General features: G+C 60.1%; 10 protein-coding genes. 4 read left to right on the top strand and 6 right to left on the bottom strand.

Going from position 1 to position 13,882, the window contains the following annotated elements:
* Positions 1–149: 149 nt before the first annotated feature.
* Genes BGP77_RS02265 through BGP77_RS02280 form a run of 4 tightly spaced genes read left to right on the top strand, consistent with a single transcriptional unit; the run spans position 150 to position 3,849 of the window.
* Positions 150–1,169, top strand: coding sequence for a hemin-degrading factor (locus tag BGP77_RS02265; RefSeq protein ID WP_108163119.1), 1,020 nt, complete (start codon positions 150–152; stop codon positions 1,167–1,169).
* A complete protein-coding gene (locus BGP77_RS02270) occupies positions 1,166–1,990 on the top strand; it encodes a hemin ABC transporter substrate-binding protein (protein WP_108163120.1) in 825 nt (274 codons plus the stop codon). Before BGP77_RS02265 ends, BGP77_RS02270 begins: the two co-directional genes overlap by 4 nt.
* Positions 1,987–3,033, top strand: a complete 1,047-nt coding sequence (locus BGP77_RS02275; protein WP_108163121.1) for an iron ABC transporter permease — start codon at positions 1,987–1,989, stop codon at positions 3,031–3,033. Before BGP77_RS02270 ends, BGP77_RS02275 begins: the two co-directional genes overlap by 4 nt.
* Before the next feature lie 6 nt (positions 3,034–3,039).
* Positions 3,040–3,849, top strand: coding sequence for a heme ABC transporter ATP-binding protein (locus BGP77_RS02280; RefSeq protein WP_108163122.1), 810 nt, complete (start codon positions 3,040–3,042; stop codon positions 3,847–3,849).
* Between the two features lie 16 nt (positions 3,850–3,865).
* On the opposite strand, the gene BGP77_RS02285 is transcribed toward BGP77_RS02280, so the two are convergent.
* The 6 genes from BGP77_RS02285 to BGP77_RS02310 form a co-directional block, all read right to left on the bottom strand.
* Complete coding sequence (locus BGP77_RS02285) at positions 3,866–8,803, bottom strand: RICIN domain-containing protein (protein WP_108163123.1); 4,938 nt, start codon at positions 8,801–8,803, stop codon at positions 3,866–3,868.
* 111 nt (positions 8,804–8,914) lie between these two features.
* Entirely contained in the window at positions 8,915–9,868 is a 954-nt protein-coding gene (locus tag BGP77_RS02290; RefSeq protein ID WP_108163124.1) for an SMP-30/gluconolactonase/LRE family protein, read from the bottom strand.
* 101 nt (positions 9,869–9,969) lie between these two features.
* Positions 9,970–10,740 carry an IclR family transcriptional regulator gene (locus BGP77_RS02295; protein WP_108163125.1) on the bottom strand — a complete coding sequence of 257 codons (771 nt, stop codon included), beginning with the start codon at positions 10,738–10,740 and terminating at the stop codon, positions 9,970–9,972.
* An 83-nt stretch (positions 10,741–10,823) separates the two neighbouring features.
* On the bottom strand, positions 10,824–11,018 hold the full coding sequence (locus BGP77_RS02300) for a tautomerase family protein (RefSeq protein WP_108163126.1): 195 nt from the start codon (positions 11,016–11,018) through the stop codon (positions 10,824–10,826).
* A 130-nt stretch (positions 11,019–11,148) separates the two neighbouring features.
* Positions 11,149–12,654: a CoA-acylating methylmalonate-semialdehyde dehydrogenase gene (locus BGP77_RS02305; protein WP_108163127.1), complete on the bottom strand. Its 1,506-nt coding sequence runs from the start codon at positions 12,652–12,654 to the stop codon at positions 11,149–11,151.
* A gap of 9 nt (positions 12,655–12,663) precedes the next feature.
* Positions 12,664–13,830 (bottom strand): iron-containing alcohol dehydrogenase, encoded by a 1,167-nt coding sequence (locus tag BGP77_RS02310; protein ID WP_108163128.1) that lies wholly within the window; start codon positions 13,828–13,830, stop codon positions 12,664–12,666.
* Positions 13,831–13,882: the final 52 nt, after the last annotated feature.

Here is a 13,882-nt window from a genome sequence, read left to right on the forward strand (position 1 = left end):
GAAGTCGATGGCGCGCTAACGCTATCTCGCTTGGTGTTGACCGAGCATATTTCCTTTATCCCTTTAAATGAGAATGGTTTTTATTTAAATTATGACAAGCATCGCTGTTCTCACGGAAGGCTTAACCATCAAACCGTCAGAGGCACACCATGATTCACGCTGAACTGGCTCAGGCCTGGGCCAAGCTCAGGGCTGACAACCCCAAACTGCGCATTCGCAATGCCGCCGAGCTGCTCGGTGTCAGCGAACTTGATTTGTTGTTGACCCGTCTGGGCGACGGCGTGACCTGGCTCGAAGTCAGCGGTCACCAACTGGCCAGCAACCTGCCCAAGCTGGGCACGGTCATGGCGCTGGTGCGTAACGATAACGCCGTGCACGAAACCACCGGCGCCTTTGGCGAACTGAAAGGTGGCGAGCAGACCGGGCTGTTTCTCGGCGCACAGGACCAGCGTTTGTTCTTCTCCAAATGGGCCTTTGTGGTGGCGGTTGAAGAAGATGAACGCCACAGCTTGCAGGTGTTCGATGCCAGCGGTACGGCGGTGATCAAGATCTATCGCAAAGACACCAGCAACCTCGACGCCTGGAACGCTCTGATCGCGGAATACAGTGCGCAACTGAGCGATGTCCCGGCGCTGGAACCGGCTGCCAGCCTGGAACGTCGCGCGGTAAAAGACGTCGCTAAATTCCGTACCGAGTGGCTGGCGATTACCGATGTACACCAGTTTCATGGCCTGCTGAAACGTCATGAAACTGATCGTCTGAGCGCACTCGAAGCCGCCGGTACTGAGCTTGCCGAACGCGTCGATGTCAGCGCTTGCGAAACCGTTATCAGCGCCTGCCGCGACCGCGCCATTCCGCTGATGACCTTTGTCAGCAACGCCGGTGCTGTGCAGATTCATACCGCCGTACCGCAGAAACTGCTGCGCACCGGCCCCTGGTTCAACATTCTCGATCCGGGTTTCAACCTGCATCTGGGCACCGAAGCGATCGATTCAGCCTGGGTGATCCGCCGCCCGACCAGCGATGGTCAGGTGACGTCACTGGAAGCCTTCGATGCCCAGGGCAACTCCATCGTGCAGTTCTTTGGCGAGCGCCACGAAGGTAATGCCGAACGTGCCGACTGGCGCGCGCTGCTGGATGAACTGACCGCTACTGAGGTAACTGCATGACTTTGAAGACCGCCCTTTTTGCCCTGTCGGCCATCACTTTGACCGGCCTGGCGCAGGCCGAACGTTTGGTCACCATCGATGGTTCGATCACCGAAATCGTTTATGCATTGGGCGCTGAAGACCGCCTGGTCGGCGTCGACACCACGTCTATTTATCCTGAAGCAGCGACTGAACTGCCGGACGTCGGCTATATGCGCACGCTGTCGGCCGAGGGCATTTTATCGCTGGCACCCGAGCGCATCATCACCACCGAAGATGCCGGTCCGCCGGATACGCTGGAGCAATTGATCGCCGCTGGCGTGCAGATCGACATCCTGGAAAACGAACCCACACTCGATGGCCTGACTTATAAAATCCGCGCCACCGGCACTGCGCTGGGGCTCAGTGACGCTGGCGCTGAATTGGCCGATCAGGTCGAGGATGAAGTGCACAGTGCCCAGCAACAGCTGGCCGAACGCGTCGGCGAACTGAACGTTATGTTTGTTATGGATGGCGGTTCGCGCGGTTTCCAGGTTGCCGGTATTGGCACGCTCGCCAACGGTGCGCTACAGATTGCCGGCTTTAACAATGTCTTTGCCGATATTCGAGGCTACAAGCCGCTGACGCCGGAAGCCGCCATTGAAGCCAATCCGGATGCCATTCTGGTGTTTCACAGCCAGAACGATCTGGCGACGCTGGCCGCCAACCCGGCCCTGCGTCTGACCGCTGCGGCGGAAAACGGCCATATCTACAGCGTGGATGACATCGATCTGCTGACCTTTGGCCCGCGTTTGGGCTGGTCACTGCAACAACTCGCGGAGCGCATGGCCGACGCTTCATGAACACCACGCCGTTTTCGCTGGCCATGTGCGCCCTGCTGGCACTGGCTGTAGTCATGGCGCTGGCCATTGGCGCGGTGCCGGTATCGCTGGACCAATTGGGCTTATGGACTTTGCAGTGGTGGCCGGGCAGCGCCATTGAATTGCCGCGTCATGTGCAGATTGTGCTCAGCGATATCCGTATGCCGCGTTTGCTGATGGGTATGCTGATCGGCGCCTCTCTGGCCATGGCCGGCGCCGCCATTCAGGGCCTGTTTCGCAACCCGCTGGCTGATCCGGGCTTGATCGGTGTTTCCAGCGGCGCGGCCCTGGCGGCGCTGGCGGTGATTGTGCTCGGCAATACGCTGCTCGCCGGCTGGATGACCAGCTTCGGTTTTCTGGCGTTGCCGCTGGCGGCGTTCGGCGGTGCCTTAGCGGTTACCTGGATCATTTACTGGATCGCCAAGCGCACGCCCGGCGGCGGTCAGATCACCACCCTGATACTCGCCGGTGTTGCCATCACCGCTTTCGCCGGGGCGGTGTCGGGCATCCTGACCTTTCTCGCCAACGACGCGGCGCTGCGCTCCTTCACCTTCTGGAGTATGGGCTCGCTGGCGTCGGTTACCTGGCGCGATCTGGCGGTCTCAGCGCCCTGGATAGTGGTATCGCTGATCGCCTTTCCCTTACTGGCACCGGCGCTGAATGTGTTGCTGATGGGTGAATCGGTGTGTGAACACCTGGGCATCGATCCGCATCGCATTCGCCGGTTGGTGTTTGTGTTCACTGCCCTGGCCGTGGGCGCTGGCGTCTCTGTCGCCGGCATGATCGGCTTTGTCGGTTTGGTGGTGCCGCACCTGGTGCGGCTCTCCATTGGGCCCGACCACCGGGCATTGATTCCCCTGTCCGGTATCGTCGGTGCCGCCCTGCTTGTCTGGGCCGACATCCTGGCCCGCCTCGTGGTAGCACCGGCGGAGTTGCCCATTGGCATCATCACCGCGCTGATCGGCGGGCCTTTTTTCCTTTATTTATTGCTGCGACAGAACGACGGGGCACTGAACCATGAATAAAAAGCCATGATTAATGCCCGGCAATTAACCTGGCGCGTCGGTAAGCGCACTCTGGTTGACGGCATCGATCTGCAACTGCAACCGGGCGAGTTGCTCGCTGTGCTCGGCGCCAACGGCGCGGGTAAATCGTCCTTGCTGAAAATCCTCAGTGGGCAGTGGCCGTTGCAAGACGGTGCTATCGAACTCGATGGTCATCCGCTGAGCGAGTTTTCCCGCGCCGAGCTGGCCAAGGTGCGCGCTGTGATGCCGCAGTCGAGTCCGTTGCATTTTCCGTTTCGGGCCTGGGAAGTGGTGGCGCTCGGGCGCACGCCTTATGGCCGCAAACGCAAGGCGGTGGAAAAACATCTGGCGCTGGAACGACTGCGTCTGACCGGCACCGAACATCTGGCTGAGCGTTCCTTTCCGACGCTGTCCGGCGGCGAAATGCAGCGCGTGCATCTGGCGCGCGTGCTGCACCAGTTGTTGTCGTCCACGGCCGAACATCGCTACTTATTTTTGGATGAATGCACCTCGAGTCTGGACCCGGCGCATCAGCATCAGGTGTTTCAATTGGTGCAACAATTAACGGCGCAAAAAATCGGTGTGTTGGCCATCGTGCACGACATCAATTTAGCCGCGCAGTACGCCGATCGGGTGTTACTCATGAAGGCGGGCCGACCGCTGGTGGTCGGCCCGGTGCAGGACTGTCTGACCCCGGCGAATGTCGCCGAGGCGTTCGCGCTGCGCACTCATCAACTGGCACATCCGGAAGCGGACTGGCCGTTACTGGTGGCGCAGCGTGAACCGGTGGAACGGCTGAGCCCGGCCACACACTGACCGGGCTCAGCTCGCCTCAGTTTTGCCGCCAGCGCTGGCCATCACTGGCCGAGCAGACTTGCTGCTCCAGCGACACGCCATTGGCGGTGCCATCGTTCAGCAAGCCCAGGCAATGCCCGCTGCGACGCGACTGCAACTGGAAGTAGCCATCACCGGTATCGACCGGCAACCACTGCTGGTTATCGCCACCGTTGCAGGTCCACTGATGCACGTTGGCGCCTGCACTGGTGGAGTTGCCATCCACATCCAGACATTTACCGGAATGCTCGGCGGTCAGCGTCAGATAACCCGCGCTGGTTGGCGTGGCTTGCCAGCGTTGGTTGGCATTGCCATGACATCCCCAGAGCAAGACATCATCCCCGTCAGCACTGCCGGCGCTTTCCACATCGGCGCAGCGACCGCTGGATTTCGATTGCAACCGACCGGTACCGGTCAGCAACGCCTCCGGGCCTTCCAGTTGCAGAAGGTATGAGGCCAATTGCTGACGCTGCTGAGCGGTCAGGGTTGCCGTGCCACCGTGGCTGCTGGAATCGAGCACGTCTTCCAAGGTGGCGGCCTGACCGTTGTGCAGGTACGGCGCTTTGAACCAGAGACCGAGCAGTGACGGTGTATCGAAACCGACACCGGCCAACGACTGACCGCTGCCCTGACCGGAGTTGGTCTGGATGGTGCCGACATCGTGGCGCTGGCCGTCGGTGAAGTAGTCACCGCTGTGGCAGGAGGCGCAATTCAAACTGTTGAACAGCGCCTCGCCGGCCACACCGTCGGCCGTCAAACTGCCATCGCTGTTGCGGTACGGGCTCGCGGGTGTTTCTGCGAGCGAGGTGACGTAAGCCGCCAGGTCATCCAGGTCTGCATTCAGTCCGGCTTTGGCCGCACCGAGTGGATCGGAGGTGGCGGCAAAGTCGGCCGCCGACAAGAAGCCGCTGCCGCCGAACTCGTTGCGAATATCGTTTTCGAAATCGTGGATTTCGTCGAAGTTCGCCGTCCAGTGCACATTGCCATCGCGCGTGCCAGCGGCGCCGATCAGGCTGCGAGTATTGCGCAGGCCTTCACCGCGATTGGTGAAGTCCCAGACGCGGCCGTCGGAATCGCCATCGATGTGGCAGGACGCGCAGGTCATGTAGCCATCGAGCGCCATGCGGGTGTCGTCGGCGTTGTAGAAGATGCGCTTGCCGTTGAGCACTTGAGCCGACAGCGCTTCGGTGCCGACGGTATCGACCAGCGCCAGCGACGGCGCCAGGAAGTTGGTGCCGTCGATCAGACCCCCGGTGTCGAACACTTCCACGCTGCGGCCCATAAAGTTGTGCACGTAGAGTCGGCGGCCATCGTCACTGATCGCCAGACCTTTTGGGGCGCGATCGGTGATCAGCTGACCCAGGCTGGAACCGGCGTAGGCGTCGAGCAGCTCGACCTTGTTGTTGGCCTGGAGCGCGACGAACACATAGTCACCGAGCGGCGTGAACACCGCGTCGGTCGCCAGGTTGGCGTCGTTGAAATCGAACTGGGCGGCGAAGTCTTCGTCGTGCGTCGCCAGATCGATTTGCGAGACGATGGTGCGCACCGTGCTCTCAAACGTCAGGGCTTCACCGCTTAAGAAAGTGCCGCGACCGGTATTCACTTTCTGCGATGGGATCCAGGCGCGTTCGCCATCGGGCGAGAGGGTGACCGACGCCAGATAGTTCGGATAACCCTGAGAGCGGTCTTCGCCATCGACGGTCGTGGTGTCGTTCTGCAACACGATCACTTCGGCCAGATTCAACCCAGAGGCACTGACCCGCCGCACTTCGCCTTGCGGCTGCACCGGCGATATAAAGCGCGTCACGTAGATGTTCTGACCATCGGCCGACACCGCCAGACCGCGCGGCGTTGCGCCCACATCCAGGCTGTCGAGTTGCGCGCCGGTGCCGGTATCGAGCGACAGCAGTTCGCCGCTGGCTTCCAGGCTGACGTACAGCGCAGAACCCGCCGGATTAAACACCACACCATAGGGCTGCGAACCGCGCGGCAAGTCGACGGTGTTCACCTCGGCGCCACTGCTGCCATCGAGCACGCTCAGGCTGTCGCTGCCCTGGTTGGTTACCCAGACATCGCCGTTATTGGCGATGGCCAACGTCCGCGGTTTTTCACCGACGCTGGTTTCCCAATCCACCTGCAAAGTTGTGGCGTTAATGGCCGTCACGGTTCCGGCATCGGTATTGGCGGTATATATCCGGCCATTGGCCTGCTGAATGCTGGATGCCCGTGTTGGCGCGTTCGCGGTCAGGGTGCGATGCACGGTCTGCAAACGGTTGGCGTTGGCGGTGTCGTTGCTTGCATCGCGCACCGTGACGATCACCGGATAGTGACCGGCGTTGGCATAACTGTGGCTGGCGTTGGCATCGGTGGAGAAACCGCGGCTGTTGCCATCGCCAAAGTCGTAGGCGTATTCCAGCGTGCCGTCGCCGCCTTCGCCGCTGGCTGAAAACTGCACCGGCTGACCGGCTTCAACCGCACCGGGCGCGGGCAATTCGACACTCAACGGCAGAATCAGTTCATCGAACAGGGCGCGTTGTTCAGTGGCGGAGTCGATGAAGGTACCACTCGATACCTGCGCCCAGCTGTTGCCATCGGCGCTGACTTCAACGCGGTAGTTGGCGATGCGTCCATTGGAAGTAGAATCCTGACGCGGCAGATAATCGATGCCACCGAGTTCCCGACCTTCAGCTAATTTCAGAGTAATGTGATGCGGATGCACCGGCTCGGCCGCCTGCCACTCGGTGTGCCAGAACGTGGCCGGGTTGTTGTCGATGGCGTTGAACGCCGAACCGTCTTCACCCGCCAGCTCTTCGCTGTCGACATCGTGCAGGTCCAGATCGGCGACCGAGAGGGCGTTGAGATTACTGTCCAACACCGTCAGTTCGGCAACCGAGGTCCAGGCTTCGCCGTTCACTTCCGAATCGGCAATCAGCTTCACAAAGCAGACTTCATTGCCCACCGCGTTACAGCCCTGCACCGGTTGCAGCGCCGTGAATTCATACAGCGCCGCCCAGGAACCCGGCGGCAGCGAGGTGAAATTCACGCGCATGTATTGCGCCGTGACCGGCGTGAAGGTCAGCGTCTGCTGGATGGTGGTTTCCGGGTTATTGGTGCGGTCGGCGACCTGCGTCCAACTGCTGCCATCGCTGGACACGTCGATGGTGTAGTTGTATTGCTCGCCGCCAAATTCGAAGGTCAGTTGCGCGCCGGAAAATTCGTGCGGCGTGCCGTAATCGACCTGGAACCATTGCGGCACCGAACCATCGCTGGCGGTCCAGCGCGTGCTGTAATCGCCGTCGTTACCGTCGCTGGCCGGGTGACCAGCTTGCGTCGTGCTGGCGCTGGCGGTGCCGCCGCCAATCGGGCAGTTCTCGCTGCAATCGGCTGAGCCGGAACCGTCGCCGGTGGTGAAGGTGGAACTGAACGCCACGTCGGTGGTATTGCCGGACCAGTCGGTAATGCCACCGACCGGCACCACGACTTCATAGGTGGTGTTGGCCTGTAAGGCGGCATCGGGCGTGAAGTTCACAATGTCACCCTGGCCGCTGTACTGACCGGCCAGCGGCACGGTACTGCCCTGCTCGCGCACAATAAAGGTCGTGTTATCGAGCGAGCTGACCAACGCATTGTCAGCCAGCGCCAGACCAATACGGCTTTTTAAACCCTGATTGGTGGCGCCATCGCGCGGGCTCACCTGAGTGACATTGGGGCCGGTCGAATCGGCCGCCGTCTGATGGACGATAAAACCATTGCCGCCACCGTGGTCGTTACCGACGTAGACCAGATTCCCGAACACCGATACCTGTCCGTGGTCGCTGCCACCGCCGACGTTCAGTGACCCGGCGCCGAGCGAAATCGGGTCGACCGGGGTGCTCATATCGATGACGCTGACGTCTTCCTGGTTACCGGAGAAATACCGGTCGCCCTGAGTGGCGCAATACAGCGCTTCGTCGATGCGCAGTTCGTTTTTGCTCAGTTCGACAAATTGCGTCGGGTCGCTGATATCGACCACCTGCATATACGCGGGTGTACCCCGGTTGGTGAACATTACCTGTGAGCCGTTAAAGCAGACGGCGTAGAAGCGCTGACCGGGCGCGTAGGTCGCCAGCAATTGCGGCTGGCCCGGATCGCTGATGTCGATGCTGGCAACGCGGCCGTTGGTGTCCATGCTCGACACCACCATGTGGTTGCCCATCGCAAAAATCGGCCCGATGCGGAAACCGCCGAGCAGCGAAATCGGTGTGCGGCTGACGATTTCCAGATTGTTGATGTCGCTGGTGTCGATCACCGTAATGCCCTGATTGGCATTGGCGACGTACAAATACGGCGCCTGCCAGGTCAGTTGCCAGGAGGTGTTGGTGTAGTCGCCAGCGGCAATGTTAGGAATGTCGAAGGCGGTGACGCGCGTCGGTGGGATGCCCGGACCGATGTCGGTGAAATCCCAGATTTCCACGCCATAGCCGGTGGGAATGGCCACGTAATAACGACCGTTTTGAATGGAAAAACCGGTGCCGTGGTTTTCGCGGAAGTCACCGGTTTCACCGAGAAAATGCGGATCCTGCTGGCCGTTGCTGTAGCCGTTGTAGGCGTTGCCGAAGCTGTAGGTGGAATCGTATTTGCGCGCCACCTGCGTCGGGTTACGCGGATCGGATACATCCAGCACCAGCCAGCCACCGGACGAATGGCCGTGATCGGGCGCAAACATGCCGATGAAATAACCGTTGTACATATAACCCAGATTCAGACCGAACACGGCCGCCGGGTCGTTGGAATTATCGGGAATACCGAGCGAACCATCGACCAGTGAAATGCGCTGGTACAACTCGTTCGCGTTGTAGTTGAGATTGCCCAGCCCCGGCCCGTTCAGAGCAAAGGCAAACGGCACGACGGCCAGCGACAACAGCGCAGCCGACAGCATCCTTCTTATTGTTTTCATTGCGATCTCCTTACCGATCGAACGACGCACGGTTCGTCCGATCGCACTGTGATGAGCGGTCAACCGGCTGAGTTTTTTTATGAGGTCAGTCCGGTCACAACGTGCTGGGCTTCAGAATCGGGCAACCTCCTTAACCGCGCCGGGCTCCTGCCCGTCGCTGACGCTACAAAGAGATTCGGGCAGCCCGCTCCAGGGCACCCGGATGTGGAACAGACCGCCGGCGTCGGGCTCGCGGGCGCGCTGGGCGTCGCTGAGTTCGAAGTGGGCGGTGCACAGAAACAGATCACGCAAGTCCGGCCCGCCGAAGGTGCAGCGGGTGACCTGGGAAACCGGCACATGAATGCGCGTGCTGAGCGTGCCGTCGGGTTCAAAGCGGCTGACACAGCCACCGCCCCAGTGACACACCCAAAGCCCGCCCTGATCGTCGCAGCACAGGCCGTCGGGTTTGCCTTCGTCTTCGGCGAGGGTGGCGAAGATGCGCGCCGGGCCGGGTTCGCCGCTGACCGGGTTGAGGTCGTAGCAGCGCACCTGGCGGTGAAACATATCGACGGCATAGAGGCGTGTGCCATCCGGGCTGGTGGCGATGCCGTTAGCCACAGCAAAACCCTTATCGACGGTGGTGCAAGTCAGGTCGGCATCCACTCGATACAGCGCGCCTTTGGCGCTGGCTAAATCGGTCTCGCACAGACTGCCGGTCCACAACCGACCAGCACGGTCGGCAACGGCATCGTTGAGGCGAACATCGGTTTGGCTGGCGCAGGGATCGAGCAGAAAGGCGGTGGTTTTGAAATCGGCATCGAGCCGATAGAGGCCGCTGCGGCTGGCGGCGATCCAGCCACCGGCATCGGTCGGCACCAGAGCGGTGATGCCGATATCGACCTGATGCACGCTGTGCTGGCCGTTCCCGGGATGGAAACGATGAATGCGATCGCTTTCGATATCAGCCCACACCAGAGTGGCGGATTCGGCGCACCAGATCGGGCTTTCGCCGATCACATCGGCGCACGGCAGCACACAGCGCGGGGCATCTGAAAGGTGTTGGTCGAGCGGTTGGGCGAAGGTCATTAAGCAGGCTCCGCTAGGTTGTTGTTTTTTCGACCAACCTAGCGGGAGCCTGCACTAAAGTCAAAATAATGAGACAGATAATCTCATTATTGAAATATATTTCAGTTTTTCACGCCATCCAGCACCTGACCGAGCTCATTGGCCGCACGTTGCATGGCCGGAATGTGGCTTTTTAATTCGTCCAGCGAGCAGCGAATAACCGGGCCGTGAGCGAACAAACAGGCCACCAGCTCACCGTCGCCGGTACGCACCGGCACCGACACCGCCACCATGCCATCGATGAATTCTTCGTTATCGGTACCGAAGCCTTGCGCCCGGATGCGTTCGAGTTCCGTTGCCAGTTCCGCCGGATCGGTGATGGTATTGCGCGCCCGCTTATCCAACGGCAGATTGCGAATCACCCGCTCACGCGCGGCCTTTGGCAGCAGTGACAAATACAGCTTACCGCTGGCGGTACACCCGATCGGCACTTCGCTGCCCACCGGCAAATGCACCTGCAACGGCCAGTTGGCTTGCACGCGGTCGTAATACAACATGTCGGTGCCGTTGGGGATGGAAATACCGCAGGTTTCGTCCACCTCCCGTGCCAGCCCCTGCAAGATGGCCTGGCGCTGAATTTTCACCTCATTACTGCTGAGCACACCGAGCGCCACTTCCTGCATCGCCGGTCCAGGCACGACATTGCCTTTGAGGTTGATCTGCAAAAAGCCCGCTTCTTCCATCTGCTGCACCAGACGGTGGACCGTGGCTTTGGGGATATCGAGTTCGTCGATCAGGCTCGGCAACGAGGCACCGCGTTCGGCCAGGCTGACGGTTTTCAGGATGTCGAGCACACGCAGGATGGAAGAGCCTTTTTCGCGGCGTTGCGTCATGGGTGGGGTGGGCTCCGTGCCGGTAAATTCGAAGCCGACACTATAACACGCGGCGTCGTGGTTTCGGTCAGCTCGACCCTGGTTCAGTTATTTTTTGTGTCAACATGCAACTGCCCCGCTTTACCCCAGTGGCTGTCGTCATAATCTTGCAGAAAAATCGTCACCGCTTCCGGTGCAATGCCATAGCTGGTAACGAAAGCATCGGTGATTTTTTTAACCAATTCACGCCGTTGTTCCAGCGTACGGCCTGGCGATTGAGCAACCGTCACTACAGGCATAGAAAACTCCTTTCAGATTAAAAATAAAGGCGCATCCCTGCGCCCAAACCTCATCCCTGCTCCGCTCTAAAGGCGGTTTTCAGACAGGCAGTCATTGGCCGAAGCCGTCTTGCGTCGCACTCGAAAATAATTACTTCATCGTCGGCATCACAAACTCGGCCGGTGCCGCGACGTCGCTGTCGGGCCAGCGTGTGGTGATGGTTTTCATGCGCGTGAAGAAACGTACGCCATCCGGGCCGTGCATGTGTAATGGACCAAACAGAGAACGCTTCCAGCCGCCAAAGCAGTGGTAGGCCATGGGCACCGGAATGGGCACGTTCACGCCAATCATGCCGACCTGCACTTCCTCGCCGAAACGGCGCGCGGCTTGTCCATCGCGGGTGAAAATCGCGGTGCCATTACCGTATTCGTGGGCGTTGATCAGTTGCACCGCGCTGTCAAAATCGGGCACGCGTACCACGCACAAAACCGGGCCGAAAATTTCTTCGCGGTAGATGGTCATGTTCGGTTGAACGTGGTCGAACAGACAGCCGCCAATAAAGAAACCGTCTTCGTGTCCGGCGACTGTTAAATCGCGGCCATCGACGACCAAAGCCGCACCCTGCTCGGCGCCGTTGTCGACGTAAGAACGCACCTTGTCGCGATGCTCGCGGGTGATCAGCGGGCCCATATCGTTTTCGTCTTTCACGCCGTAACCGGCGCCGACTTTCAGCGACTCAACGCGTGGTTTGAGTTTTTCGACCAAGGCATCACCCACAGCATCGGTCACCGCCACGGCAACGGAAATCGCCATGCAGCGTTCACCGGCCGCGCCATAAGCCGCGCCCATCAGCGCGCTGACCGCGCCATCGAGATCGGCATCGGGCATCACCACCAGATGGTTTTTCGCACCGCCCAATGCCTGGGCACGTTTGCCATGACGGCTCGCGGTTTCATAAATGTATTCGGCAATGGGCGTGGAACCGACAAAGCTGACCGCCTGAACGCGTTCATCAGTCAGCAATGTATCAACAGCTTCTTTATCGCCATTGACCACATTGAAGACGCCATCCGGCAAACCGGCTTCGCGCAACAATTCGGCCAGCCGCAAGGCAACCGACGGATCTTTCTCCGAGGGTTTCAGCACAAAGGTATTACCGGCGGCGAGCGCGATGGGGAACATCCACATTGGCACCATGGCCGGGAAGTTGAACGGCGAAATACCGACGCAAACACCGAGTGGCATCATCTGACTGTGTGTATCCACACCGGTGCCGACGTTGCGGCTGTATTCGCCTTTCTGGGCATGCGGCATACCGCTGGCGAACTCGACCACTTCCTTGCCGCGCGTTAATTCACCGCGTGCATCCGACAACACCTTGCCGTGCTCGCGACTGATCAGTTCGGCCAGTTCGTCTTCGTGTTCTTCAAGCAAGGCTTTAAAGCGAAACAGCACCCGCGCGCGGGTTAACGCCGCCGCCGTCGACCAGGCGGGGAAAGCCGCGTCGGCCGCCGCGATGGCCTGGCGAGTATCGTCAGCCGAGGCCAGTTGCACTCTGGCTTGTACCTGCCCTGTGGCCGGGTCGTACACATCCGCGTAGCGTTCGCTGGTGCCACTGACGCCCTGATTATTAATAAAGTGTTCGATGGTTTTCATGACAATTCCTTAAGACTGATTCCAAACTGTTTGATAGAGCGTGACGATTTCGTCGGCCGTCGGTACGCGCGGATTGTTGCCCGGCGAACCGGACGCCAGCGCCTGCCCGGCCATCAGTTCCAACTTGCCGAAAAAGTCGCTCTCCTCAATGCCAAAACCGGCTGGCGTCGGCACTTTTAATTCGTCGTTCAGCGCTTTTAATTCGACCAATAATTGGGCGTTGGCGGCGGCATCGCTGTCGCTTGCTGTGGCGATGCCCATGGTGCGCGCACAGGTGGCGTAGCGCGCCTCGGCCGCCGGAATGGACCACTCGGTAATGGCCGGTAACAACATGGCGTTGCTCAAACCGTGCGGCACGTGAAAGTGCGCGCCGATCGGCCGACTCATGCCGTGCACCAGCGCGACCGAGGCATTGGAAAAAGCGACACCGGCGAGTGTTGCGCCAAGCATCATGGCTTCGCGTGCGGGCTTATCGTCGGGGTTGTGATAAACGCGACGCAGGTTCGGCGCGATCAACTCAATGGCGGCGAGCGCCTGCTGATCGCTGAACGGATTCGCCTTCTGACTGACGTAAGCTTCAATGCCGTGCGTCAGCGCATCGATGCCGGTATCGGCCGTTACTCGTGCTGGCGCCGTCATCGACAGTTCGTAATCGATCACCGCCGCGACCGGCATAAAACCCAGGCCCATGCAGAGCATTTTTTCATCGGTTTTGGCATCGGTAATGATGGTGACGCGCGTTGCTTCCGAACCGGTACCGGCGGTGGTTGGAATAGCGATCACCGGCAGGCCGGCGTCGTCGACGATGCGTGGCACTTTGTAGTCGGCCATCTGGCCGCCGTGCTTGCCGAGAATGGCAATGGCCTTGGCGCTGTCGATGGCGGAGCCGCCACCGAGTGCAATCAGCGCATCGAAATCTCCGGCTTTCACTTGCTCGACCGCAGGCAGTAAAGAATCCTCGGTCGGCTCAGCCATGGTGTCGGCAAACACATCGCTGGCGATGTTGGCCGTTGCCAGAATATCTTGCAGCCGCGCCGCGTGGCCGAGCTGCACCATGATCGGATCGGTGATCAGCAGCGGTTTTTTGCAGCCCAGCGTCTGCAACAAGGCCGGTACCTGTTGCACCGCACCAGCGCCGGTTTCCATCAGTCGGGGTAATACAATTCTGTGCGTCATGATCTGACCCTCCTTGCCACCGGCGAACCGGCATCGTTTCGGCGGCTCTGCA

Origin of the sequence: Saccharospirillum sp. MSK14-1 (genome assembly GCF_003054965.1) — a bacterium.
In the GTDB taxonomy this organism is placed as follows: Bacteria; Pseudomonadota; Gammaproteobacteria; order Pseudomonadales; family Natronospirillaceae; genus Saccharospirillum.

What these genes read in the sequence shown, in the direction of transcription:
- BGP77_RS02290 (WP_108163124.1), bottom strand. Translation starts at nt 9,868, where the DNA reads ATGACCTTCGCCCAACCGCTCGACCAACACCTTTCAGATGCCCCGCGC.
- BGP77_RS02265 (WP_108163119.1), top strand. Translation starts at nt 150, where the DNA reads ATGATTCACGCTGAACTGGCTCAGGCCTGGGCCAAGCTCAGGGCTGAC.
- BGP77_RS02295 (WP_108163125.1), bottom strand. Translation starts at nt 10,740, where the DNA reads ATGACGCAACGCCGCGAAAAAGGCTCTTCCATCCTGCGTGTGCTCGAC.
- BGP77_RS02300 (WP_108163126.1), bottom strand. Translation starts at nt 11,018, where the DNA reads ATGCCTGTAGTGACGGTTGCTCAATCGCCAGGCCGTACGCTGGAACAA.
- BGP77_RS02275 (WP_108163121.1), top strand. Translation starts at nt 1,987, where the DNA reads ATGAACACCACGCCGTTTTCGCTGGCCATGTGCGCCCTGCTGGCACTG.
- BGP77_RS02270 (WP_108163120.1), top strand. Translation starts at nt 1,166, where the DNA reads ATGACTTTGAAGACCGCCCTTTTTGCCCTGTCGGCCATCACTTTGACC.
- BGP77_RS02285 (WP_108163123.1), bottom strand. Translation starts at nt 8,803, where the DNA reads ATGAAAACAATAAGAAGGATGCTGTCGGCTGCGCTGTTGTCGCTGGCC.
- BGP77_RS02310 (WP_108163128.1), bottom strand. Translation starts at nt 13,830, where the DNA reads ATGACGCACAGAATTGTATTACCCCGACTGATGGAAACCGGCGCTGGT.
- BGP77_RS02280 (WP_108163122.1), top strand. Translation starts at nt 3,040, where the DNA reads ATGATTAATGCCCGGCAATTAACCTGGCGCGTCGGTAAGCGCACTCTG.
- BGP77_RS02305 (WP_108163127.1), bottom strand. Translation starts at nt 12,654, where the DNA reads ATGAAAACCATCGAACACTTTATTAATAATCAGGGCGTCAGTGGCACC.